The following is a 25,180-nucleotide window of genomic DNA, read 5'->3' on the forward strand; positions in this document are numbered from 1 at the left end:
GCGACGCGTCCGCCTCGGAGGCTACGTCCACCCCGGAATCCGCAGGGCTTTTGCGGTGGGCGACCACCCTTCGCGTATGAGCGAGGCGACGGGAATCGTCGGGGAGTTTCTCTCGTTGAAAGCCGACGCCGACGCGGACCTGCTCGCGATGCAGTGTGGAGACTTCTACGAGTTCTTCGGCGAGGACGCCGAGATCGTCGGCGAGGAGCTGGATCTCAAAGTCACCTCGAAGTCCTCGCAGGGACAGTCCTATCCGATGGCGGGCGTGCCGCTTTCCGATCTCACGCCGTACCTGACGAGCCTGGTCGAGCGGGGATACCGGGTCGCCGTCGCCGATCAGTACGAAACGGACTCGGGCCACGCCCGCGAGGTCGTCCGAATCGTGACGCCCGGAACGTTACTCGAGACGCGCGAAGCCGACGCCCAGTACCTGGCGGCGATCGTCGCGGCCGACCGGAGCGTCGACTTAGGGTCGAGCGCCAGCGGCGCGCACGCCGACTGGTCGAGCGGGAGCGATTCGGGCGCGAACGAAGGCGAGGCGGCCTACGGCCTCGCGTTCGCCGACGTGACGACGGGGCAGTTTCTCGTCGCGAGCGCGGCCGACGTCGAGGCGGTCCTCACCGAGTGTTACCGGTTCGATCCGGTCGAGGTCCTGCCCGGCCCTGGGGTCAGAAACGACGACGAGTTGCTGTCGGCGCTTCGCGAACGGACCCACGCGTCGCTTTCCCTGCACGACGCCGAGGCGTTCGCCCCGAAGCGGGCCGCCCACGCCGTCCGCGAGCAGTTCGGCGCGGAGACGGTCGACCGGCTCGACATTCCCGAACCGACGATCGCGGCCGCGGGGGCGATCCGCTCCTACGTCGAGGAGACCGGCGCGGGCGTGCTCGCCTCGATGACGCGGCTGCGAACCCACCGCGGCGACGATCACGTCACGCTGGACGCGACCACCCAGCGAAACTTAGAACTCACCGAGACGATGCAGGGCGAGCGCGACGGCTCGCTGTTCGCCACGATCGATCACACGAGTTCGAGCGCCGGCGGTCGACTCCTCGCCGAGTGGCTCAAACGACCCAGCCGATCCCGCTCGACGCTCGAGCGACGCCAGGAGAGTGTGGCCGCACTGGCCTCGGCCGCGCTCGCGCGCGACGAGATCCGCGAGGTGATCGGCGAGACCGCGGACCTGGCCCGGCTGGCTAGTCGATCGACCCACGGCAGCGCCGACGCCCGCGACCTGCTCTCGGTCAGAGACACGCTTTCCGCCCTGCCCCGTCTCGCGGACGCGATCTCACAGGACGCGGAACTCGCGGCGTCCCCGCTCGCCGAGATCGTCGACGAGCCCGACCGGGAGGCGGCCGCCGCACTCGGTGAGTCCCTCGACGCCGCGCTGGCGGACGAGCCGCCGTCGACGGTCACCCAGGGCGAGCTGATCGAGCACGGATACGACGCGGAGCTCGACGAACTGATCGAGCGCCACGAGGAGATCAAGTCGTGGCTCGGCTCGCTCGCTGAGCGCGAGAGTCGCCAGCACGATCTCTCGCACGTCAGCGTCGACCGCAACCGGACCGACGGCTACTACATCCAGGTCGGCCGGTCGGCGGCCGACGGCGTCCCCGACCACTACGAGGAGATCAAACAGCTCAAGAACTCGAAGCGGTTCACCACGCCCGAACTCGAGGAAAAGGAGCGCGAGGTGCTCAGACTCGAGGAGCGACGGAGCGATCTGGAGTACGAGCTGTTTTGTGAACTCAGAGACGAGGTCGCCTCGCGCGCCGAACTCCTCCAGGACGTCGGACGGACGCTCGCGACGATCGACGCGCTCTCGAGTCTGGCGACCCACGCCGCCGAGAACGGCTGGGTCAGACCCACGCTCACCGACGACGACGGGATCGATATCCGCGCCGGTCGCCACCCCGTCGTCGAGCAGACGACCGAGTTCGTCCCGAACGATGCCCGATTGGGTCGCGTTGGATCGCCGGGCGACGACGGGCGTGGCGGCGGGTTCGAACGCACGGGCGGTTCCGAACGCGCCGAGGGGGTCGAACGCGACAGCCGGCGCGCTGGCGACGACCCCCGGTTCGTGGTCGTCACCGGTCCCAACATGTCCGGAAAGTCGACGTACATGCGCCAGGTGGCCTGCATCGTCCTGCTGGCGCAGGTCGGCAGTTTCGTCCCCGCCCGCGAGGCCGAAATCGGCCTCGTCGACGGCATATTTACTCGCGTCGGCGCGCTCGACGAACTCGCCCAGGGACGCTCGACGTTCATGGTCGAGATGAGCGAACTCTCGAACATCCTCCACGCGGCGACCGACGACTCGCTCGTGATCCTAGACGAGGTGGGCCGGGGGACCGCCACCTACGACGGCATCTCGATCGCCTGGGCGGCCACGGAGTACCTGCACAACGAGGTCGGCGCGAAGACGCTCTTTGCGACTCACTACCACGAGCTGACGAGCCTCGCCGAGCACCTCCCGCGCGTGAGTAACGTCCACGTCGCGGCGGACGAGCGCGACGGCGACGTCACGTTCCTCCGGACGATCCGGAACGGCCCCACCGATCGCTCCTACGGTATCCACGTCGCCGACCTCGCCGGGGTGCCGGAACCCGTCGTCGACCGCGCCCGCGACGTCCTCGACCGGCTGCGCGAGGAGAAGGCGATCGAGGCGCGCGGGAGCGGGTCGGCCGAACCGGTACAGACCGTCTTCGACCTCGAGAGCGGATCGTTCCGGACCGGCGGAGGCGAGTCGGACGCGGCGAACGGCGAGCCCGCGACCGCCGACGGCGGAGTGACGAACGACGCCACGGCCGCCGACGGGTCCGTGGATCCGCTCGACCGCGAAACCGAGGCGGTTCTCGCGGAACTCGAATCGATCGACGTCAACGAGACGCCGCCGATCGAGCTGCTGGCGAAAGTAAAGGCGTGGCAAGAGCGGCTCGACGACCCATAACGGGTCACGAGCGACGACCGGCCCGCAGGTGTTTTGGCTCCCGGGTTCCCAGAACGAGTACCGATGATCGACGCGATCGCCCGCGGCCGAACCGTGACGGAGGGATGGCCGTGAGCGACGGAACCGAGCGCGCCGAGAAAGCCGGCCACGCTAGCGACGAGACCCACATTCACCAGCTCGACGCGGACACCGTCGCCCGCATCGCCGCCGGCGAGGTGGTCGAGCGGCCGGCGAGCGCGGTAAAGGAACTCGTCGAGAACAGTCTCGACGCCGATGCCTCGCGGATCGACGTCACCGTAGAAGCCGGCGGAACGGAGTTGATCCGCGTCGCCGACGACGGCCGCGGAATGACCGAAACGGACCTCCGCGCCGCGGTTCGCCAGCACACGACGAGCAAAATCGCCGGCCTCGACGACCTCGAGTCAGGCGTCGCGACGCTCGGCTTCCGCGGCGAGGCGCTGCACACGATCGGGTCGGTCGCGCGGCTTCGCATCCGCTCGCGGCCGCGTGGCGAGACGCTGGAAGACCGGGCGGGAAGCCCAGACACCGGCACGGAACTCGCCTACGAAGGCGGCGAGGTGACGGGCGTCGACCCCGTCGGCTGCCCCGAGGGGACGACCGTCGAGGTGACGGACCTCTTTTACAACACGCCCGCCCGGCGAAAGTTCCTCAAGACGAAAGCCACCGAGTTCGCCCACGTCAATCGCGTCGTCACGCGGTACGCGCTCGCCAACCCGGACGTCGCCATCTCGCTCACCCACGACGGCCGGGAGGTGTTTTCAACGACCGGCCAGGACGACCTGCAGGCGGCCGTCCTCGCGGTCTACGGCCGGGAGGTGGCCTCGGCGATGATCCCCGTCGACGTCTCGGGTGACGACCTCCCGCCGGGACCGGTCGAGTCCATCTCGGGGCTCGTCTCGCACCCGGAGACGAACCGCTCGACCCGGGAGTACCTCGCGACGTACGTCAACGGCCGAGCCGTCACCGCCGACGCGATCCGCCAGGGGATCATGGGCGCCTACGGCACCCAGCTCGGCGGCGATCGCTACCCGTTCGTCGTCTGCTTTCTCGACGTGCCGGGCGACGCCGTCGACGTCAACGTCCACCCGCGAAAGCGCGAGGTCCGCTTCGACGACGCCGACGCGGTTCGCCGGCAGGTCGATTCGGCGATCGAATCCGCCTTGCTCGATCACGGCTTGCTTCGCTCGCGAGCCCCGCGCGGTCGATCGGCGCCCGACGAGGCCAGGGTCGAACCGGAGCCGACGGACGAGCGCGACTCACCACCCGCTAGTGAGAGCGGATCGGCGGCCGCTAACCCGCACGCTGACGAGACTCGCGCGGGGACGAAGTCGACGAACGCATCGACGAAGGCGTCGAACGACGCCGCGGACGTCCCGGATACCCAGCCGTCGAGGACCGACGAGACAACGGCGACCGCGTCTGAACGAACCGCAACGGCGCCCGACCCGAACGCGCGGCCGGTCCCCGCGGAATCGGACGACGAGACGGCGTCGGGCGCGGCGGTCGACGCCGATACGTCCGACCCCGACGCGTCCACCGACGAGACGGTCGACGCCGAGGGTGGTACGACCGAGTTCGAACCGAATCGGACGGGCCGGATCGACCCGAACGACGCGGAGACGTCCGGCGGCGCGACCGACCGTCCACAGCGCCCAGATACGGCCGGCTATCAGGTCGATCCCGACCGGAAGTTCGACGCCGCGACCGACCAGCGAACGCTCGGCGGCGAGGTCGCGACCGTCGACGACCGGTTCGAGACGCTCCCCCCGCTTCGCGTCCTCGGACAGCTCAGAGATACCTACCTGGTCTGTGAGACGCCCGACGGCCTGGCGCTGATCGACCAGCACGCGGCCGACGAGCGAGTCAACTACGAGCGCTTACAGCGGGCGGTCGCCGAGAATCCGTCGGCGCAGGCGCTTGCCGAACCCGTCTCGCTGGAGCTGACGGCCGTCGAGTCGGCGGCCTTCGCCGAGTGCGCCGAGGCGCTCACCGCGCTCGGATTTCACGCGACGCGCGTCGACGAGCGAACGATCGAAGTGTCGGCGGTTCCGGCCGTCCTCGACGAGACGCTCGAACCGACCCAGCTCAGAGACGTCCTCGCGACCATCGTCGACGGCGACGCGGCCACGGGAGCCGAAACTGTCGACGAACTCGCAGACGAGTTCCTCGGCGACCTGGCGTGTTATCCGTCGATTACGGGTAACACCTCGCTTCGCGAGGGATCGGTCGTCGACCTGCTGTCGGCGCTCGACGAGTGTCGCAATCCGTACGCCTGTCCGCACGGCAGACCCGTGATCGTCCAGTTCGACGAGCGCGAGATCGAAGATCGCTTCGAACGGGATTACCCGGGCCACGGTAATTAGCTGATACGCCCGCCGTAACGATCTCATACGCTGACGTCTGGAGAAACGTTTAGTACAAATTCCGTCGGTAGCGGCGGACGAGATGGCAGATTCCGCCACGAAGACCGCCCGCGCGGAGTGGGGAACCCGGTTCGGGTTCCTGATGGCGATGATGGGCGCCATGGTCGGCGCCGGGAACATCTGGCGCTTCCCGTACGTGATGGGGAACAACGGCGGCGGCGCGTTCATCGTCGCGTTTCTGGTCTTACTCTTTCTGCTCGCCGTTCCGGGGTTGATGGCGGAGGTCGCGCTGGGGCGATACACGAACAAGGGCGTCATCGGCGCGTTTCGCGACGTCGTCGGCTCGGGCGGGCTGGTCGGGCTGGGCGTGATCGTCCTGCTCGTGAACATCGCGCTGATGTCGTACTACTCGCCCGTGATCGCGTGGACGCTGTACTACGCCGTCCACTCGCTGCTCTTTACGTTCACCGCAACCGGCTTCGAGGCCGAGGCGTTCATGACCGATCTGTTCGACAACGCCGCGCTGATGATCGCTCTCCACACGGTCGTGATGGGCTCGATCGCCGCCATCCTCATCCTCGGCATCCGTCGGGGCGTCGAACGGGTCGTCGTCTACGCGGTCCCCGCCCTCGTCCTCGCGTTGATCGTCATGATGATTCGGGGACTGACGCTCGACGGTGCCGGCGCGGGTGTCGCCTTCGCGTTCGACGTCGAGTGGGAGTACCTCACGTTCAGCAGCACCTGGATCGCCGCGCTCGGGCAGGCGCTGTTCTCGACCGGTCTCGGTTGGGGAATCGCCCTCACGGTCGGCAGCTACCTCAGGGAGTACGACGACGTGCCGCTCGGAGGCGGGGTGTTCACCGCGATCGGCGAGTCGAGTGTCGGCGTCCTCGCCGCGCTGGCGATTTTCCCGATCGTCTTCGCCGTCGGCGTCGAACCCGACGTCGGCGCCGGGCTCGCCTTCGTCTCGCTCGTCCAGGTGTTCCCCGAAATTCCGCTCGGCGGCGTCGTCGCCATCGTCTTCTTCGTCGGCTTCTTCCTCGCCGCGTTCACGTCCGGGCTGTTGATCACCGAAGTGAGCGTGACGACCCTCTCGGAGGAGACGCGGTTCGACCGGACCCAGACCGTCCTCGGCGTCTGCGGGCTGATCTGGCTGCTCGGTCTCCCGAGCGCCTACTCCGCGGACATCCTCGACTACCTCGACTTCGTCTTCGGCAACTGGGGACTTCCGCTTGCCACCATCGCCATCATCCTCGTCATCGGCTGGGTGCTCGGCCCGGAGCGCCTGCGCCTGCTCGCAGTCAACCGGAACGCCGGCATCTACGTCGGCCGATGGTGGGACCCCGTCGTGAAGTACGTTATTCCCGCCGTGATGATCTTCATCGTCGCCTACTTCGCCTGGGAGGAACGGGGAACCCCCGAGATGATCGGTGGCATGGTCGTCCTCGTCTCGTTCCCGATCATCGGCTACCTGCTCATGTGGTACGTCGAGGGGCGAAACGGGGCCAAACCTGAACCCGCGGTCGCCGGAGGTGAGGACGACTGATGGCGCTCACACCGTCGGTCCTCGGCACGCTCGCGTTCACCCTGCTCGCGTTCTGGGGCGTCGCCATCTGGGCGCTCACTCGGACCTTGCGCCAGGAAGAGCACAAAGTCGAACTCCTGTCCGAGCAGGATCGGATCGACACCTACTCGCCCAGGGCGCTCGCCGACCTTCGCGAGTGGATCGAGGAGAATCCGACCGACCCGCTCGTCGACGACGCGCGGGCGGCCCACAACGAGTGCGTCGAGACGCTCCGATCCGTCGACCGGTACTACTACGACTGGACCGACGGGGAGGTCGAACGCCTAGAGCGACTGTAAGCCACTCACGTCCACTCCGACCCGCTCGCACTCAGATGTAATCGTCGGGCCGACCGTTACCGTCCGGAGTATCGTCGAACCGATCCAGCGAGAAGTACGAACGGTCGATCTCGACGCCGTCGAACGTCGGGTCCTCGCCGCAGACCATTCCAGCGGTCAGTTTCCCGACGGCCGGGCCGTGTTTGAAGCCGTGACCAGAGAAGCCACAGCACCAGAAACAGCCCGCCGGCCCGGCGGCGTCGATCACGAAGTCGTGATCGGGCGTCGTCGAGTAGACGCCGCAGTACGAGCCCTTGATACCCGCGTCGGCGAGACCCGGCACGTGCTCGGCGAGCGTCTCGACGAGTTCGAGGACGGTCTCCTCGTCCGGTGAATCGTCGTACTCGTCAGGGTCGGTGGGTTCGTCGTGGCGGTGGGTCGCGACGAGGACGCCACCGCCGACGTCCGGCCGCACGTACCACTGCCCGCCGGGCAGGCTGGTCGTCGGCGTCAGATCGGGATACCGCTCGGCGTAGTCGGCGGGTGGATCGAGCAGCAGAATCTGCTCGCGCACCGGCTCGATCGGAACGTCGACGCCGACCGTCTCGGCCAGCTCGGGCGTCCACGGGCCGGCCGCCACGACGACCGACTCGCACGCGACGGTTCCGGCGTCCGTCCGAACGCCGGTCACCCGACCGGCGTCGGTCTCGATCGACTCGACGGCGACGCCGGTGTGGACGCTCGCTCCCCTGTCCGTCGCCCCGCGGGCGAACCCCTGGGCGACGTCCGAGCCGTCGGAGTAGGCGGCCGCGTCGTCGCTGACGGCGAAGTCGTACGCGGCCGCCCCGTCGTACATCGGGTATCGCTCTCGCAGTTGCGCACCGTCGTAGCGAGAGACCGGCAGATCGCGGTCGGACAGAACCTCGTAACCGGCCATCGCGTACGCACCGCCGGGCGTCCCCTCGTCGGCGAAGCGCACGAGCGGCGACTCTGCGTGCGCGATCGGCGCGCCGGTCTCCGCCTCGAACCGTCGGTAGAATTCGTGGCTCCAGCGAGCCAGGTCGGTGTAGATCGCCTCGTCCCCGTAGTGGTGGCGCAGGATGGCCGAGGAGTCGCCCGTCGAGCCGGCCGCGAGACGGTCGCGTTCGAAGAGGACGACGTCCTCGCCCGCTCGCGAGAGGAAGAACGCCGTCGCGGTCCCCATCACGCCGCCGCCGACGACGACTACGTCAGTCTCCGCCGGCAGGTCGTCACTCGCCGTCACGGGACGCCACCGAGCGCGAACGCTCGCGGTCGACTGGACTCGACTCGCCTGGTACAGACCATATCGGGTAAACGAGCGCGACCACGATGAGGGTTCCCCAGCGTCGCCCGGTCGGCGAACCCGCCGGCCGATCCACACAGCAAAGCACCCCGCTCGCGTAGGGGCGGTCATGCTCGAACTCGATGGCGAGGCGGCCGGCGGGCAATTTCTCCGATCGGCGCTCTCGGTCGCCGCGGTCGAGAACCGGCCGGTCAGAATCGAGAACGTCCGCGGCGATCGGTCGCCGTCGGGGCTCAGACCACAGCACCTTGCCGCGGTCGAGGCGCTCGCGACGATCTGCGACGCCGACGTCGAGGGCGCAGAACGCGACAGCGAGACGGTGACGTTCGATCCGACGCGCGAGGAGTCGGCCGGAATTTCCGGCGGGGAGTACGCGATCGACATCGAGACGGCCGGCAGCGTCACGCTCGTACTCGGCGCCATCCTCCCGCTTGCGACGCGACTCGCGGAGCCGATTCGACTCTCGATCACCGGCGGGACCGACGCCAAGTGGTCGCCGCCGCTCGCCTACCTCCAACGCGTCAAACTTCCGTTGTTGCGTCGGTTCGGATTGCAGGCGACCGTCGACGTGGATCGTCGGGGATTCTATCCCGCCGGCGGCGGCCGCGTGACGCTCACGATGGCTCCGTCGACGATCGCGCCGATTCGACTCACCGAACGGGGACCGCTCAGAGGAATTCGATGTTACTCGGCCGAATCGGCGTCGCTGGCCGACCGCGACGTCGCCGCGCGGCAACTCGACGGATTCGAAAACCGGCTCGAATCGGCGAGTGCACTCGATCACCTCCCGAGTTCGGGGACGAACGCTGAGGACCTCGCCGATCGGATGCTCGCAGAGCGAACCGTCACGACCGCGGTCACCGACAGCCCGGGATCGGCGATCGTCAGTCGGCTCGACTTCGAGCACGCCACCTGCGGAACCAGCGCGCTCGGCGAGCGCGGGACGCCCGCCGAACGGGTCGGCGAACGAGCGGCGCAGGCGGCGATTTCCGTCCTCGAATCGAGCGCACCGGTCGACGATCACCTCGCCGATCAGCTGCTGATCTGGCTCGCGCTTGCCGGCGGGCGCGTTCGCATTCCTCGCGTCACCGACCACGTCGAGTCGAGTCTCTCGCTCCTGTCGGCGGTCGGCTACGCGATCGACGGACCGTCCGCGTCCGACGAGCGATCGACTGGCCGTCACTCGCGGGACGAATGGACGAGTGACAAACCGACGGGTGACGAGACGGTCGTCGTGAGCGCGCCAGGGACTCGTTGAGCCGATCGCACCGGCTAGCCGAGATCGCGAGCGGGCGGATAGGGTCCGTTGAAGGTGAGCAGGGAGCGCTATCCAACCGGAGGCCTCGCGTCGGACCGCCACCACTTATGACACGTCCTTCCGTGAGGTTGTCTATGATCGAGCCGACTGTTCACACGAGTACCGACCCCCACTCGAGACGGAGGCACCGATGAGCGATCTGGTCGCGTTCGGGGAAACGATGCTTCGACTGTCCCCGCCGGGCCACCAGCGGCTGGAATCGGCCTCGTCGCTCGAACTCCACGTCGGCGGTTCCGAGAGCAACGTCGCGGTCGCGGCGGATCGCCTCGGCGCCGTCGCGACCTGGATGTCGAAGCTGCCGCGAAACCCGCTGGGTCGTCGCATCGTCGGCGAGCTCCACCAGTGCGGTATCGAGACCGACGTCGCCTGGAGTCGAACCGGCCGCGTCGGCACTTACTACGTCGAAACTGCCGGCGAACCGCGTGGATCGAACGTCGTCTACGACCGCGACTCGAGCGCGATTACGACCGCGACCCCCGAGGAACTCAATCTGGATCGGATCCGGGACGCCCGACTCTTTTTCACCTCGGGCATCACGCCGGCGCTCTCGCCGACGCTGCGCGAGACGACGATGAAACTGCTCCAGACCGCCCGGTCGGCCGGAACGACGACCGCGCTCGACTTGAACTACCGGGAGAAACTCTGGTCGCCGAAAGAAGCCCAGGACGTACTGACGAACCTCTTTCCGGGCATCGACGTGCTGATAATCGCCGCGCGGGACGCGAAAGCCGTGCTCGGATTCGAGGGAGATCACCGCCAGCTCGCACACAAGCTCGGCTCGCAGTTCGACTTCACGACCGTCGTCGTCACCCGGGGCAGTCAGGGGGCACTCGCCTGGCACGACAGCGTCGTCCACGACCAGGACGCGTTCGAGACGGAGACGACCGAACCGATCGGAGCCGGCGACGCCTTCTCGGGGGCGTTTCTCGCCCGGCGACTCGCCGGCGACGACGTCCAGCGGGCGCTCGAATACGCCGCCGCGACCGCCGCACTCAAGCGAACGATTCCGGGCGACGTCGCGCGGGTGACGATGGAGGAAGTCGAACGCGTCGTCGCCGAGAACGGAACGGGCGGTATCACGCGGTAAGGCAGACAGGATCGACCGCAGATCTCGGCCTCCTCGTCGTCCACCGCACTCTCGGACGGCAACTGCGCCGTCCGGGTCGACGCAGACCGACGTTTTGATGGATTTGCCAGAAGGGGTTTTTCACTCCCCCAGGGACTCCCGAGTGCAATGAGCAGAACAGTAGCCGCCGTAACCGCTGCCCTCCTGGTGACGAGCCTGTTCGCGCTGGCCGTCCCGGGTGGTGCGCTGTCGAGTCAGGCATCGACCTCCAACGAAACCTACGCGGGCACCCACGTCGACTTCGGCGTCGAGGGTGACGCACTCGTCGACTTCGCCGTCGACAACGCGACGACGTTCAGCGACGTGAGCGTCCAGTCCGAATCCGACGCCGGAGCTGGCGTCGGGCTCGGTGCGGTCGTCGACATCGACGGGGCCGCACTCTCGCTCTCCGCTCAGACGGAGACGAGCGCGACCGTCGTCGCCGACAGCGGTGCGGAGATCAACGCCCACGACACCGACCGCGGCCAGCTCGTCGTCAGCGCGGGCGGCGAGAGCCAGCTCGTCGAAGCGACGCTCGGAAGCGACGCGTCGGCCGAAGTCGACGGTGAAACCGTCGTCGTAACGAGCGGCGAGCGCGAGGGAGCGTTCCTCGTAGTCGGCGACGGCGAGGTCACCGTCAACGACGAGGGAGACGTAGCCGCAGAACTCGCGGGCGACGCGGAACTGGTCTTCCGATCGTACGCCGAGGGCGAGCGCGACGAGGAGGCCATCGCCGAGGAGTCGTTGATCGCCGCGGGCGACGCGACGGTCGACCTCCACGTCGAACAGCGCGGCGACGAGGTCGTCTCCGAAGCCGTCACGTACGGACAGGAGACCTCGGCCGACGCTCGCGCCGAGGCCGAACAGCGCGTCGAACTGACGATCGATCGGACGGAAAGCGAGGGAACGATCGTCCTCACGACCGTCTCCGAGGCGGCCGTCGGATCGATCGAGGACCTCGGCGTCGCCATCGACGGCGAAGCCGCCGTCGAGGCGAGTTCACAGTCGGATCTCGAAGCCGGTGCGGCCGGCGAGGAACCCCGGTACATGATCACCTCGCACAACGAGGCGGAGGGCGAGGCGACGGTCGCGATCGCCGTCGATCACTTCTCCGAGCGAACGGTGACGATGTCGAGCGATGAATCGACCGACGATTCGTCGGGCGTCGGCGTCGGTGACGACGCCCTCCCCGGGTTCGGCGCGCTCGGGGCGCTAATCGCCTCGCTCGCCGCCGTCATCGTGCGCCTCCGATAAACCGAATTCGTTTTTCCGCCGTCACTGGTCCGGCTCCGTCTCGCTTACCCGCTCGGTGGATCCTACACCGCCGTCGATCGATCGACGAGTTCGACGTCGGAAAACTCGAAGCGAGCGCCGCCCGCCGACCCCTCCGTCACGCGAACCGACCAGCCGTGGGCCTCGGCGATCCGATCGACGATCGCGAGTCCGTAGCCCGTTCCCCCGTTTCCGGAGACGCCCATCTCCATGATCGATTCCGCCGTTTCGTCCGGGATACCGACACCGTCGTCTTCGACGTAAAACCCGTCCTCGAACGTTCCGACGCGGATGGTGACCGACCGCTCGTGGCTATCGTCCGATCCCGTCGAACCGTGTTCGACGGCGTCCTCGCGAACTTGTGAGTGAGGGCTCGTTGAGCCGTGCTCAACGGCGTTCCGAAAGAGATTCTCGAAGACGTGCGCGAGCCTGTCGCCGTCGGCTCGAACGTGGGCATCGGCGGCGACCGTCAACCGAGCCGATTCGGTCGGAACCGTCCGCCAGCAGTCGGTCGCGACGGCCTCGAGCGAAAGAAACCGGCGCTCGTCGATGAGTTCGCCATCGGCGGCGAGCGTCCGGGTGTCGTCGATGATCGTCGCCATCCGGTCTGTGGCCGCAATCGCGTCGTGGAGGTGGGACGACGAGCACTCTTCGTCTATGAGGTCGAGGCTGCCACGAACGACGTTCAACGGGTTTCGCAGGTCGTGTGAGAGGATCCGAGAGAGCTCGTCGAGGCGCTCGTTCTGCCGGTGGAGACGCCCCTCGCGTTCGATCCGGGAGAGCGCGCTCGCGGTGTGACTCGCGAGCAGTTCGCCGAGTTCGAGGTCCGTCTCGGTGAACGCGTTCGACTCCTCGTCGACGGCCTGAAAGACGCCGTGGTCGCCGATCGGAATGCTGATCGCCGAGCGGAACGGTCCTTGCGGGTCCGCCTCGGGGTAGTCCTCGACGTCGTCGATCACCATGGACTCGCCGGTCCGGTAGGTTTTTCCGGCGATTCCCTCGTCGATCGACATGGTCGTGACTTCGGCTTCGTGGATCTCCTCGGAGAGCGCCGCCTTGTGCAAGTAGCCGTCCGCTTCGAGGTCGATGATGCTGAGGTCGAAGTTGAGCAACTGCTCGCTCGCTTCGATGGCCCGCTCGCAGATGGCCTCGGTCGACTCGAGGGAATCGAGATCGACGGCGACCGCGTTGAGCGCCGCCAGCGCCCGTTCCCGTCGCTTTCGTTCGGTGATGTCCCGGGAGAATCCCACGATCGCCTCGACGGAGCCGGTGACGTCGATGACGGGTTCGGCGTTGACCCAGACCCACCGGCTGAATCCGTCGGCCTCGTTGACCCGATACTCGATCGAGACGGATTCGCCGGCCGAGAGACGTTTCATCGCTCGTTTCGTTTGTTCTCGATCGTCTGGATGTATCGCCGAGAGAAACAGCCGCGGTTCGGCGCGCAATGCGTCGGCGTCGATCCCGAAAATCGGTTCGACCGCGGCATTGACGAAGCGAACCTCCTCCCAGTCTGCGTCGAACATCCAGAGCACGTCGTTCGACTGATCGACGAGTTTCCGAAGCGGCCGATCCATCGACCGACCGGTTCGCGTTCGGTCGGCGAGCGCCGCGATTCGATCGGCCAGGTGCGAAAGTTGGTCGACGTCACCTTTCCGAACGAACTCGAGGCGGTGCCAGTGGCGTGCGTCGATAGAAACGGCGCGAGGGTGCTCGCTCGAAAATAGTACGAACGGGTGTTCGAGCCCGCGATCACGGACCGAGCGAAGAAACGAGAGTCCGTCGGTCGCCGCCAGTTCGTAATCGCTGACGATGCAATCGATCGCTTGCGGTTCGGTTTCGAGTGCGTCGATCGCGTCGGCGACGCTCGTCGCCGAGACGACCTCGAACCGATCGGCGTCCCGTTCGAGATAGTTCGCAGTCAGGTCCAGAATCGAGTGATCGTCGTCGACGTGTAGGACCCGATATGGCGACTGCATGGCCACTCTGTAGTTACGACACCTGAATAACTATTTCGGGCGAGACGTTCGGCGAGAATCGGAATAATCTTCGATTAACCGGTTACGCAGCCGAGGTCTCAACCATCGAAGTCGGTCGATTCGACCCAAAGTCTATCGGCCGTGCGCAAAAAGTGGTAGCATGACACACATCGCGATCGTCGGCGCCTACGGAAGTGCTGGCGTGGCCGTCGCGGACGAACTCGTCGAACGAGCCCCCGACGCGATACGGCTCACGTTGATCGACGACGGCGACCCCGGTGGTGGATTGTGCATCCTTCGGGGCTGCATGCCCTCGAAGGACGTACTCTCCGCAGCCCAGCACCGATATCAGGTTCGCCACGACGACCGGCTCTCGGGGGCGCCGGCGGTCGATTCCGAACGCGTCGTCGCCAGAAAAGACGAGCACGTCGCGGGGTTCGCCACCCACCGACGAACGCACGTCCACGAACTCGCCGAACGCGAGAATGTGACGTTTCACCGCGCGACGGCGCGGTTCGTGGGCGACCGTGAGCTCCGAATCGACCCGACCGATCCGTCCACGCCGGAAGAGACGATCGAGCCCGACTACGTCGTGATCGCGACCGGCTCGACCGTCGCGGTTCCCGACCTTCCGGGTATCGAGGACGTCCCGTTCGACACGAGCGCCGACGTCCTCGACGCCACCGAGTTCCCCGATTCGGGGATCGTGATGGGCTTCGGGTACGTCGGACTCGAACTCGCGCCGTACCTCGCCGAGACGGGCGTCGATCTCACCGTCATCGAACACGACGACCGGCCCCTGGACGAGTTTCCCGCCGCCTACGGCGAGACGCTGCTCGATCTCTACCGCGACGACTTCGGCATCGACGTCCTGACGAACGCGGTCGAACGCCGCCTCGAACGGACCGACGACGGCGGAGTCAGACTCGTCGTCGACCGTACCGACGAACGGACGGCCGTCGAAGCCGACGCACTCTACCTGTTTACGGGCCGACGGCCCGCCCTCGAGGGACTCGGTCTCGACGAGACCAGACTCGATCCGCCCGCGGACGACGACGCACCGTGGGTCGGATCGACGTTACAAGCGCCGAACGACGAACGCGTGTTCGTGGTGGGCGACGCGAACGGGCGCGAGCCGATTCTCCACGTGGCAAAAGAACAGGGGTTCGCCGCCGCGCGCAACGTCCTCGCACACGCGAACGGTACGGACCTAGAGCGCTACGTCAACGTCCCCCACCACGTCATCTTCTCGGGACTCGGCGCCCATCCGTTCGCCCGCATCGGTCACACGCCGGCGACGGTCGCGAAGACGGAGATGGCTGCGATCGTGGTCACCCGCGAAGCCGCCGCGGACGGTGTATTCAAGACGAAAAATCACCCGGAGGGGCTGGCGACGCTGGTCGTCAACGCCGACGACGGGAGCGTCCTCGGCTACCAGGGGTTGCACCTCCACGCCGACGTGATGGCCAAGACGATGCAACTCGCAGTCGAACTGAAACTCGACGTGCGCACCCTGCCTGACCGGGCCTACCACCCGACGACGCCCGAAATCCTCGACGGGTTGATTCGCGACGCGACCGCCGAGCTCGCCCGACGAGAGGGCGACGTCGACCACGACGCGGAGTCAGCCGAAGGGACGCCGTGAGTCGGGCCCGGTAATGGTCGTCGAGGCTACCCACGAACGTTTTTGTCCGGTTCGAACCGAGTGGATCGTATGAAATCGACCGTTCGCGAAGCCAACCCGGAGGACGCCGGCGCCGTCCGGGACGTCGCTCGCGAGAGCTGGCACGCCGCCTACGACGACCTGATCGGCGCCGAGTCGGTCGACCGGACGATCGATCGATGGTACGCGGTGGATTCGCTCGCCGAATCGATCGCGGGCGCTGCAGAACGCGACGATGCGACGTTTCTCGTCAGCGAACGGACGGTCTCGACGAACGGAGACCGCGTCGTCGGGTTCGCGAACGCCGGTCCGCACCCCGAGCTGGAGGCGACGGCGAAGCTGTCTCGCATCTACGCGAGACCGTCGGTCTGGGGTGAGGGAGTCGGTCGTCGACTGCTCGACCGGCTGGAAGCGGATCTCACCGAGCACTTCGACCGGCTCTGGCTGGAAGTCGTCGCCGGAAACGAGGTCGGCATCTCGTTCTACGAGTCGACCGGCTTCGACCGAATCGGCGAACAAGAGAGCGTCCTCGGCGACGACGTGGTGGAGTATCTGTACGAGAAGGCGTTGGAGTGACGGTTCACGGTTTCCGAGGACGTCGCTCGCTACGCTCTGTTCACGGCTTCGCCGTTCACGTTGTCCGAGGTCTCACTACGTTCGACCTCGCTCTCGCTAAGTCCTCGCAAGCCACTATCCCTCGATTGATCACCTCCATCGGATCGACCCATAACTTTTTCCGCGGTACGGTTTCGGTCGCGCCGTGTGATCGACTAATCTTTAAGTCGGCCAATCTGCCAAGGTATTGACTCTACGGACTTGGAGTGAACCCTTTCGGCGACCATTACACTACCACTGATCGCGTTTTCCAGCCGATGTAGCAGAACTATCGATGCGGTCGTGATCATCCGGAACACCGTCAACCGGTTCCGCGAGCATTCGACCAGACGATTCGACTCGGTAAGTCAGGGGATGTCAAATAGCAATCCCAAATGGCTTGACAGCCACGTTGGATGATTGTTTTGAAGTTTGGAGACAACGACTGCGAGCTAGTCAGAACCGACAATTGAAACCAGAAAATAGAAGAGATCTTAACTCGAACCCCACCCGTTATTTCTATAATAAAGTATAAATGACACAATAGCGAAAGTTATTCCAAAAATTGTCCCATGTAAGATAGCTTCTTTATACGATCCACCGGTAGCGCCTGCATATAATATAACTGCCAACAGTGGTACAATGATGTACAACATGAATAGTACCAGGGGGTGGTTATTCAGCCACGACTCTACCGATTTATATCGCCGATGAATTTTCATATTCTTGACTGTAATATTCGAGGTGTGCCATTATACCGGGAAGGAGGTGTTGATCTGCAGTCACTGTGAATGTTGGTTGAGCTTATACTATTCATGTACACCCCGGATTCGGGTTATTATCGTAATTAACCCTATGATAACTCAAAGACATGACGATCCAAGCCAGGTCATTTTGCGAATAATTAGGGTGAAGAGACAATAGCCAGAACTTACCTCTCACCTCAATACTAAAAACCCTAAGTAAAGATTCGATGTTTTCATATTTTATAATTTTATTTGTGTTTATAATATATCTTGCGCAGTGTGTCCCGGGGCGGTTACCTTTCGCATGAATACGTCAACTGGAATTTCATTCTCACCAATAAACGATCGGTCGACCACTCCTGCTCTAATGACGGGGAAGCGAGTCCATGACTGGTGGTCGTCCCAAACCGCAAATGCAACACGACGCCCCTCCAGGTTCTCCTGTAGTAACCGCGCAAGTGTAGCGCACGCCCCTCCGAACAGCATCCTTACGATCGTTCCCGCATACGGAATTACCGCGCATAGCGCTCCGCCCAACGCTGTCGCGCTGTAATTTTCGAGTCCATCACCAAGCACAACACCAGCGCCTATTTGATAATGGCTAATATATGGAATTGAGCAACCTTCAAACCTCTCATTGAAAGTTACATACTCCTCAATTATAGAGTCCAGGTTGTTGATCTCCTTTACATCGATAGGTTCCAGTTTAAGGGGCTTATCATCAACGGCATAAGCCATTATTTCCTCATAAATTTCTTTGTTCTTGTCTTCTCGGACTATGGAGATCGATCGCTTCTCCTTATCATGGAGGTATAGAAGTGTTTCAGTATCGCTTTCAAGCTTTAAGTATTCTATGCCGGTTTCTTTATCCACATAAATCGTTCGAAGGGAACATTCTTCCGAGTTTGATTCAGACGTTGATGCCTGTACAGGAGATCCAAGTACTCCAACACCAATTGGAACACCTGCGCTCGCTTTGAGGACTGTTCTCCGTGTACTTCCGTTCGTGTCGTAGTTTTCGCCAGACATTATCATGGAGGTTGTTTTATTATTATATAACTTTAACTAATTTCTATTCAATATAATAGGTTCGGGCCGAGGGATGGACCATACGATTAAATTGGTTTTGAGTAAGATAACAAGCCAAGATCGATAGGTTTAAATACTTAGTCTCAATTAATTTATATTTATTATTACATCCCATGGTTGGCATATGATATGGTTGGAGTGTGGAATTGTTGCGGGTCTTGAATAGTGTTCGACGACCCTGCCTTCGGCCTCGCTCAGTCCTCGCTACTCACGGCTCTCGTCGGTCGCCGTTCGTCGTTCCGAGGACGTCGCTCGCTACGCTCTGTTCACGGCTTCGCCGTTCACGTTTCCGAGGTCTCACTACGTTCGACCTCGCTCTCGCTCAATCCTCGCTACTCACGGCTCCCGCTGGTCGCCGTTCGTCATTCCGAGGACGTCGCTCGCTACGCTCGCTCAGTCCTCGCTAACCTCGATCCCCCGATTGTTCACCGCCATCGGATCGAGACCGACCTCCTGGAGGAACTGCTTGTACTCGCGTTCACACTGTTCTGCGTCCTTTTGCTTGTCGCTCGCGCGGTCGCAGAGTTCGATCAGGTTCTCGGGGACGTCGTTCTGGTAGACGATCCAGTGGTTGATCAGGTCAGAGAGGCGCCGAATGGGGCTGGTGAAATGGCCGTAGATCTCGAAGTTGAGCGCGTGGTGGCCGCCGAAGGGGTCGTTCATGTACTTCGCGCGGGGCATCACCTTCATCACGGCCCACTGGATCTTATCGAGCTGGCGACCGGGTGCCTCCTCTAAGGTGGCGTTGACGGCCTTCCGGGGGTCGTCCCATTTGTCACCGGGGATCGAGACACCGTCGAGTTCCTGAATCTCCTGTAGCGCCTTCGACCACTCGTCGGGCGTCGGCTGCGGGTGGACGCGGTACATCGCCTCGACGCCCCGATTCCACATCAGCTCGTGCGTGACGGCCTTGTTGGCCTTGAGCATGCACTCTTCGATGATGGTGTGGGCGCGATCGCGACTGGGATTCAGGACGAGCGAGCCGTCCTCCTTGCGCTGTTCGTGCATTCGGTTGGCGAGTTCGAAGACGAGCGAATTCTCCTCGTGCAACGGCGCCTCCGGGTCGTCGAGGCGCTTTTCCGCCTGCGCGTAGGTGAGCCGTTCGTCAGACTCGATGACGGACTTGTAGATGTCGATCGACTCGTAGCCGAGGTGTTCCTTATCGAGGTGCATCTCGACGGTGTGGGCGAACCGTTCTTCGTTCGGGACGAGCGAGCAGACCGACTCCGCCAGGATCGGCGGCAGCATGTGGATGGTGTACGCCGGCAGGTAGACCGTGTTCGCCCGCTTTACGGCCTCGTCCCACATCGCCGAGCCGGGGTGGACGTAGTTGGTTACGTCCGCGATGTGCACCCAGAGGACGTACTCGTCCTCGCGCTCTTCGACGGAGATGGCGTCGTCGAAGTCCTGGGCGTCGATCGGATCCGTCGTCCACGTCGTCAGGTCCCGCAGGTCCTCGCGATCGTCGATCACGGCGTCGATGTCCGCCTGGACGTCGTCGGTCAGTTCCGCGGCCTCTTCGACGACGGCGTCGGGAAACGCGTCGCGAATGTCGAACTTCTCGAAGAGCTCCTCGCGTTTGTTCTCCAGGTGGCGAGCCAGATCCTCGTCGATCTCGACGGGACCCTGGCCCGCTGCCGTGCCGGCTTCGGCCTGTGCCTCGGCGGCGGAAGCCTCGTCGGCGACGGCCGACTCCTCGCCGGCTGCTGCGTCGTCGGTCATGTGCGACTCTTGGAGCGACCGGGTGAAAGTCGTGTCGGACCCACCGACCGTCGGATCGATCCGAGCCCGCACCAGAGAAATCAAAACGTTTACACGCGCAAACAGCTAGCTACAGCCGATGTCCGCCATCGAACTCAGCGGCGTCACCAAACGGTACGGTGGCGTCACCGCCCTCCGCGACATCGATCTCACCGTCGAACACGGCGAAGTCTTCGGATTTTTGGGGCCCAACGGCGCCGGGAAGTCGACGACGATCGACATCCTGCTACGCTATACCCACCCGACCGACGGTCGCGTCGAGGTGCTCGGTCACGACGTCGACGCCGATCCGGTCGCCGTTCGCGAACGGACCGGCATCCTGCCCGAAGGGTTCGCCCCGTTCGAAACGATGACGGGGCGCCACCACGTCGAGTACGCGATCGAGGCGACCGGCGCGGACGACGACCCCGACGACCTCCTCGAACGCGTCGACGTCGCACACGCCGCCGACCGACCGGCGCGAAACTACTCGAAAGGGATGGCCCAGCGCCTGACGCTCGCGATGGCGCTCGTCGGCGACCCCGACCTGCTGATCCTGGACGAACCCTCGACCGGCCTCGATCCCCACGGCGTCCGCCAGATGCGTCGAATCGTCCGCGAGGAGCGCGACCGCGGCGCGACGGTGTTCTTCTCGAGTCACATCTTAGAACAGGTCGAAGCCGTCGCCGACCGCGTCGCCATCCTGAACGAGGGGCGGTTGGTGACGGTCGACACCATCGACGGGTTGCGAGAGGCGGTCGGCACGGGGTCGGAACTTACGGTCGAACTCGCCGGCACGGACCCACGAGAACGGGCCGGGACGAGTGCACGCGAACGAGTCGGGGCAGGTCCATCGGAGACGAAGGTCGCAGCCGAGACGGAGGCCGCCGACGCTGACTCGGTCGCGGTGAGCGAACCGGAGAGCGGCGGACGGTCGGCACGTGAGGGGACGACCCCGACCGACGTCGTCGAAACGATCGACGGGGTGTCCGGCGTCCGAACCGTCGACGGCCGTCTCGTCGTCTCCTGTCGACGCGACGCGAAGCTCGACGTCCTCGACGACCTGCGCGCGGCCGGATTCGAGATCCGCGACTTTCAGACCGCCGAGACCTCGCTCGAGGAGCTGTTCGTCAGCTACACCGACGGGACGCGGGTCGAAGCGACCGGGGGATCGCTATGAGCTGGCGACTGATCGCCCGCAAGGAAGTGGGAGATCTCTACCGAAACCGACAGTTACACGGCAACCTCGCCGCGTTCGTCGTCCTCTTCGGTCTACTCGGGTACGTCCACGCTCGCTCGGCCGGCCGCGGACACGCGGAGCCGAACGAGTTGATCGGCGTCATCGGATTGTTGAGTTTGATCGTCGTTCCGGCGATCGGCCTCATGCTCTCCTACGAAACGATCGTCAAACGGCGACACAACGGCCAACTGGCCCTGCTACTCGGATTTCCGCACCACCGTCGGGACGTCGTCCTCGGCGGCTACGTGGGACGGCTGCTCGTCGTCACGGCGCTGGTCGTCGCCGGGTTCTGGACCGCCGGGGTCGTCGCATTCTTCTTCGGGGCGTCGGTACCGGCGCAGGCGTACCTCACGTTCCTGGTCGCAACCGTCCTGCTCGCGCTCGCCTACGTGGCGATGGGAATCGCCCTCTCGGCCGGGTTTCGCTCACCGTCGTGGGCGTCGATCGCCGCCTTCGGGTGCTTTCTGCTGTTCGTGATGGCCTGGCGGTTCGTCCCCGCCGGGCTCGCCTACGTGCTAAACGGGCTCGAGTCGCCGACGTCGACGCCGTGGTGGGACGCCTACGTCGCGACGCTCTCGCCGAGCGTCGCCTACGAGGAGCTACTCGCCGCGTGGCTCCCGGCAGCGGCGGCGGGAACGGTGCCGGGCGGCAGCGGAACGGGCGCGACGTACGCCCTCGCCGTCTTCGTCGGCTGGGCCGTGCTCGTTCCGCTCGCGGGCTACGTCCTGTTCGACCGGACCGATCTCTAGGACGAATTCGATCGGCCCTCGTCGCGCGCACCCGAGAGCGGACGATTTATGCGCCACGTACCCGTCCACGCAGGCATGCAGGTCAAATCCCGACACCACCTCCGAAGCGACGACGTCTCGGCCGTCGAAACGGCCGTCGGAGAACGCCTGGGCGTCGATCTCGACGGTGACGCCTACGAACTCGTCGAGTTCGAAGAGTCCGACTGGGAGGTCGTCCTGGTCGACGGCGAACCGCTCGTGGCCTACTTCGACGAGGAGCCGTTTCTCACCGTTCGCGGTGCGAACGCCACCGACCCCGACGACCGACTCGTCATCGTCGACGCCGGAGCCGTCTCGTTCGTCAGCGACGGGGCGGACGTGATGCGCCCGGGGATCGCCGACGTCCGCGGCGAGATCACAGCGGGCGACCTCGTCCTGATCGCCGAAGAGTCTCACGAGAAAGTACTCGCCGTCGGCCGATCGCGCGTCGACGGCGACGAGTTGCTCGGCGACGCCGGAAAGGTCGTCGACTCGCTTCACTTCGTCGGCGACGACCTCTACTCATTCAGCGGGTGAACCGGCCTCGTACGGGAACCGATCACTCGTTCGTCTCGTCCATCGAATCCTCCTCGTAGGCGTCTTCGTACTTGTCGAGAAGCACCTCGTGGCCCTCGACGGCGCGCTCGTAGGTCGTCCGCAGGTCGACGATCGGTTCGTACGACGCGTCGACGCGGAGGTCGTTGTACGACGGATCGAACGCGTACTCGCGGGTGTCGGAGACGCGGAGGGCGGCGCTTTGAATTTCTAAGTCCTCGCGCTTGTCACCGCCTTCTTCCTGCCCGGCTTCGAGCGCGTCGACGAGTCGTTCGGCAAGCGGTCGATCCTCCTCGCGCTGGGATTCGTAGGTGTCCGCAACCGCGTCGATCACGGGTTCGCCCGTCAACAGGTTCCCCGCGACGGTGTAGCGGTCGCCTTCGCGGTGGCCGTACCAGGGGCGACACTCCTCGCCGGAGAAGGCGAAGGTCGCCTCGGCGTCGATGCCGTGGAGCTGGCGCTGGGGTGCGCCGTCGTCGGCGTTGAGCAACGCCTCGAGAGCGTCGTCGACCGCGAGACCGTCCTCGAGGTAGGCGATACCGTCCCGACCCAGGTCGACGTTGACCAGACTCTGGGTGGCGACGGCGCCGTGTTCGTTCACGAACGGACAAAGTGTCCCGACGGCCGGCAGTCGAGTCGTGACCGCGACGCCGAAGCGGTCGTGCGTCTCGCCGTCTTCGCCCTCGTAGGACTCGTGTACGCAGATGCTGAAGGTCATCGGCGACCGTTCGAACGGAGCGATCAAAAAACCGCGTGATGCGGTATCGGTTGACGGTGTCCGCGATCGACTCGAGACGAGCGCGCGGTGGCGGCGCGCTATCGCGATAGTTTTTCCCGCGCCGTGATGCCGGCGTGTCCGCCCGCGCCGACCGTGATCCCGACCATGTACAGCGAGGTGAGCGCGACCCCGAGCGAGGCGCTCTTGAGTCGCGAGTCGGTTTCGGCTTGTGCGTCCGAGAGCGACGCACAGACGTCGACGATCCCGCGCGTCACCCGGCTGGTCGCGCTGTCGGGGTGGGCCGCGAGCGTGTCAGCGATCGGGGGGCTGATACGGTAGTAGAGGTCCACCAGCGCCCGACCCATCGGCGTGGCCGACATCGAGTCGTCGCGGAATCGGCGGAGCGAGTCGAGCGTCTCGCCCTCGCCGGCGGTGGCGGTCGTGATGAAGCAGCCGCCACCGCCGTCGTCGTTCTGACACTCGATCGTCCCGCTCGAACAGTCCTCCGGCGATTCAAGACCGAGCGCAGCGGCGACGTTGAGTCGCCCAGCACCCTGGTCTTCGTCACACCGACAGATGTCGTCCGCGGTGTCCATGAGTTGTTGCCGAGCTTCGGAATTCGAGTAGCCGTTCGCCATCAGGTGCGCCGCACCGCCCGAGACGTGCGGGCAGGCCATCGACGTTCCCGAGAGCGTATCGTAGCCGTTGTTGGTGTACGTCGAGTAAACGTCGACGCCGGGAGCCGCGAGATCCACCTCGGGCCCGGTCGACGAGAAGCTCGCGAGGTCGTCGTTCTCGTCGGTCGCGCTGACGGCGACCACCTCATCGTAGGCCGCCGGATAGCTGACGCAGTTCGAACACTCCCCGTCGTTCCCGGCCGCGGCGACGAGTAGCGTCCCCTGCTGATTGGCGTACTGACACGCGTCCTGTAGTTCCTGCGTGCCGGAGCCGCCGCCGAGTGAAAGCGATCCGACGTCGATTCCCTGGTCAGCCGTCCAGACGATCCCTTCCGCGACGTCCGAGAGACTGCCGCCACCCGTGCTGTCCAGAACCTTCACCGCGTACAGCTCGGAATCGAGCGAGACGCCGAGCACGCCGACGCCGTCGTCCGGCGCGACCGCGGTACCGGCACAGTGAGTGCCGTGACCGTTGTCGTCGCCGTATGGCTCGGGACAGTTCGAACAGGTGGTTCCGAACGCGGCACCGCCGTGAACGTCGAGCGCTTCGTGATCGACCTGCACGCCGGTGTCGATGATCGCGATGCTCGCGCCGGCGCCCGTTTCGCCGTTGGCGTGGGCGACGTCCGCCGAGACCTGCTCGATCCCGTACGGCGTCGTCTGTAACGCGTAGGCGGGCTGGTCTTTTTCTACGTATCGAACGTTCGGATTGTTCTCCAGCGCGCGTACCGCCGAGTCGGGAAACTGCCCGGCGACCGACTTCCCGATATCGCCGAAATCCAGCCGATGGCGTACCTCGGTCGCGTTGGCGGTCGCCACTCCGAAGTCGGCATCCGCCGTGAGTCCGATGATCGTTCGATCGATCGATTCGTCAGCCGTCGTTTTTCCCGCGAGTCCGACGGTCGCTGCCCCCGCGGCCGCACCGCGAAGGATGCGGCGTCGAGTGATGTTGGTTCGTGCCATTGGTTGCCTCGCCGAATGGCAGTCCGCGACGCCGCGAACCGGTCGGAATCGACGACGTTCGCCACGCCATGACATACCACCCAGCAGCCACAGTCGATGGACATTGGCCATATTACTCTTTCTATTTAATATTCTATAGAGATAGTCATCAGATAGTCACATTCGATGAAATTGAATATTAACCCCCCTTATGATTATTAGAGGTAATTTCCTCCTGAGGTTCGACGCGATAATCGAGCGAGCGACGAAGTCCGCTCGAA

18 protein-coding genes are annotated in these 25,180 nt (G+C 64.9%); 12 read left to right on the forward strand and 6 right to left on the reverse strand.

The window, feature by feature from the left end; translation table 11 throughout:
* Nucleotides 1-76 precede the first annotated feature (76 nt).
* The 4 genes from mutS (at nt 77) to NKH31_RS04400 (ending at nt 7,191) form a co-directional block, all read left to right on the forward strand.
* The gene (mutS, locus tag NKH31_RS04385; protein ID WP_254863928.1) at nt 77-2,944 is read left to right on the forward strand and encodes a DNA mismatch repair protein MutS; all 2,868 of its coding nucleotides are present in this window, start codon (nt 77-79) and stop codon (nt 2,942-2,944) included.
* 104 nt (nt 2,945-3,048) lie between these two features.
* The gene (mutL, locus tag NKH31_RS04390; RefSeq protein ID WP_425492310.1) at nt 3,049-5,328 is read left to right on the forward strand and encodes a DNA mismatch repair endonuclease MutL; all 2,280 of its coding nucleotides are present in this window, start codon (nt 3,049-3,051) and stop codon (nt 5,326-5,328) included.
* Nucleotides 5,329-5,410: 82 nt separating this feature from the next.
* A complete protein-coding gene (locus NKH31_RS04395) occupies nt 5,411-6,874 on the forward strand; it encodes a sodium-dependent transporter (RefSeq protein ID WP_256547910.1) in 1,464 nt (487 codons plus the stop codon).
* Nucleotides 6,874-7,191 carry a DUF8026 family protein gene (locus NKH31_RS04400; RefSeq protein ID WP_254863930.1) on the forward strand — a complete coding sequence of 106 codons (318 nt, stop codon included), beginning with the start codon at nt 6,874-6,876 and terminating at the stop codon, nt 7,189-7,191. Before NKH31_RS04395 ends, NKH31_RS04400 begins: the two co-directional genes overlap by 1 nt.
* Nucleotides 7,192-7,222: 31 nt before the next feature.
* Here the strand turns inward: NKH31_RS04400 and NKH31_RS04405 are convergent, their stop codons facing one another.
* Complete coding sequence (locus NKH31_RS04405; RefSeq protein WP_254863931.1) at nt 7,223-8,434, reverse strand: NAD(P)/FAD-dependent oxidoreductase; 1,212 nt, start codon at nt 8,432-8,434, stop codon at nt 7,223-7,225.
* Nucleotides 8,435-8,603: 169 nt separating this feature from the next.
* Here NKH31_RS04405 and rtcA point away from each other — a divergent pair, with 169 nt between their 5' ends.
* From rtcA to NKH31_RS04420, 3 genes are all read left to right on the forward strand, one after another.
* Nucleotides 8,604-9,752: an RNA 3'-terminal phosphate cyclase gene (gene rtcA / locus NKH31_RS04410; RefSeq protein ID WP_254863932.1), complete on the forward strand. Its 1,149-nt coding sequence runs from the start codon at nt 8,604-8,606 to the stop codon at nt 9,750-9,752.
* Between the two features lie 190 nt (nt 9,753-9,942).
* On the forward strand, nt 9,943-10,899 hold the full coding sequence (gene kdgK1, locus NKH31_RS04415; protein WP_254863933.1) for a bifunctional 2-dehydro-3-deoxygluconokinase/2-dehydro-3-deoxygalactonokinase: 957 nt from the start codon (nt 9,943-9,945) through the stop codon (nt 10,897-10,899).
* Between the two features lie 147 nt (nt 10,900-11,046).
* Nucleotides 11,047-12,171 carry a hypothetical protein gene (locus NKH31_RS04420; protein WP_254863934.1) on the forward strand — a complete coding sequence of 375 codons (1,125 nt, stop codon included), beginning with the start codon at nt 11,047-11,049 and terminating at the stop codon, nt 12,169-12,171.
* A 62-nt stretch (nt 12,172-12,233) separates the two neighbouring features.
* On the opposite strand, the gene NKH31_RS04425 is transcribed toward NKH31_RS04420, so the two are convergent.
* Nucleotides 12,234-14,168 carry a PAS domain S-box protein gene (locus NKH31_RS04425; RefSeq protein ID WP_254863935.1) on the reverse strand — a complete coding sequence of 645 codons (1,935 nt, stop codon included), beginning with the start codon at nt 14,166-14,168 and terminating at the stop codon, nt 12,234-12,236.
* A gap of 160 nt (nt 14,169-14,328) precedes the next feature.
* Between NKH31_RS04425 and NKH31_RS04430 the strand changes: the two genes are divergently transcribed.
* Nucleotides 14,329-15,813, forward strand: a complete 1,485-nt coding sequence (locus NKH31_RS04430; RefSeq protein ID WP_254863936.1) for a dihydrolipoyl dehydrogenase family protein — start codon at nt 14,329-14,331, stop codon at nt 15,811-15,813.
* Nucleotides 15,814-15,882: 69 nt separating this feature from the next.
* Nucleotides 15,883-16,407, forward strand: a complete 525-nt coding sequence (locus tag NKH31_RS04435; protein ID WP_254863937.1) for a GNAT family N-acetyltransferase — start codon at nt 15,883-15,885, stop codon at nt 16,405-16,407.
* Between the two features lie 1,022 nt (nt 16,408-17,429).
* On the opposite strand, the gene NKH31_RS04440 is transcribed toward NKH31_RS04435, so the two are convergent.
* Nucleotides 17,430-18,200: a hypothetical protein gene (locus NKH31_RS04440; RefSeq protein ID WP_254863938.1), complete on the reverse strand. Its 771-nt coding sequence runs from the start codon at nt 18,198-18,200 to the stop codon at nt 17,430-17,432.
* Between the two features lie 453 nt (nt 18,201-18,653).
* On the reverse strand, nt 18,654-19,982 hold the full coding sequence (locus tag NKH31_RS04445; protein ID WP_254863939.1) for an RNB domain-containing ribonuclease: 1,329 nt from the start codon (nt 19,980-19,982) through the stop codon (nt 18,654-18,656).
* A gap of 118 nt (nt 19,983-20,100) precedes the next feature.
* On the opposite strand from NKH31_RS04445, the gene NKH31_RS04450 reads away from it, so the two are divergent.
* From NKH31_RS04450 to NKH31_RS04460, 3 genes are all read left to right on the forward strand, one after another.
* The gene (locus tag NKH31_RS04450) at nt 20,101-21,180 is read left to right on the forward strand and encodes an ABC transporter ATP-binding protein (protein ID WP_254863940.1); all 1,080 of its coding nucleotides are present in this window, start codon (nt 20,101-20,103) and stop codon (nt 21,178-21,180) included.
* Complete coding sequence (locus NKH31_RS04455) at nt 21,177-21,989, forward strand: ABC transporter permease (protein ID WP_254863941.1); 813 nt, start codon at nt 21,177-21,179, stop codon at nt 21,987-21,989. The genes NKH31_RS04450 and NKH31_RS04455 overlap by 4 nt, the downstream gene beginning before the upstream one ends.
* 75 nt (nt 21,990-22,064) lie before the next feature.
* Entirely contained in the window at nt 22,065-22,544 is a 480-nt protein-coding gene (locus NKH31_RS04460; RefSeq protein ID WP_254863942.1) for an RNA-binding protein, read from the forward strand.
* Between the two features lie 22 nt (nt 22,545-22,566).
* Here NKH31_RS04460 and NKH31_RS04465 read toward each other — a convergent pair whose 3' ends face one another.
* A complete protein-coding gene (locus NKH31_RS04465; protein ID WP_254863943.1) occupies nt 22,567-23,280 on the reverse strand; it encodes a DUF1028 domain-containing protein in 714 nt (237 codons plus the stop codon).
* Nucleotides 23,281-23,378: 98 nt separating this feature from the next.
* Nucleotides 23,379-24,920, reverse strand: a complete 1,542-nt coding sequence (locus tag NKH31_RS04470) for a S8 family peptidase (RefSeq protein WP_254863944.1) — start codon at nt 24,918-24,920, stop codon at nt 23,379-23,381.
* Between the last annotated feature and the right edge of the window lie 260 nt (nt 24,921-25,180).

The organism is Halovivax gelatinilyticus, assembly GCF_024300625.1.
Lineage (GTDB): Archaea > Halobacteriota > Halobacteria > Halobacteriales > Natrialbaceae > Halovivax > Halovivax gelatinilyticus.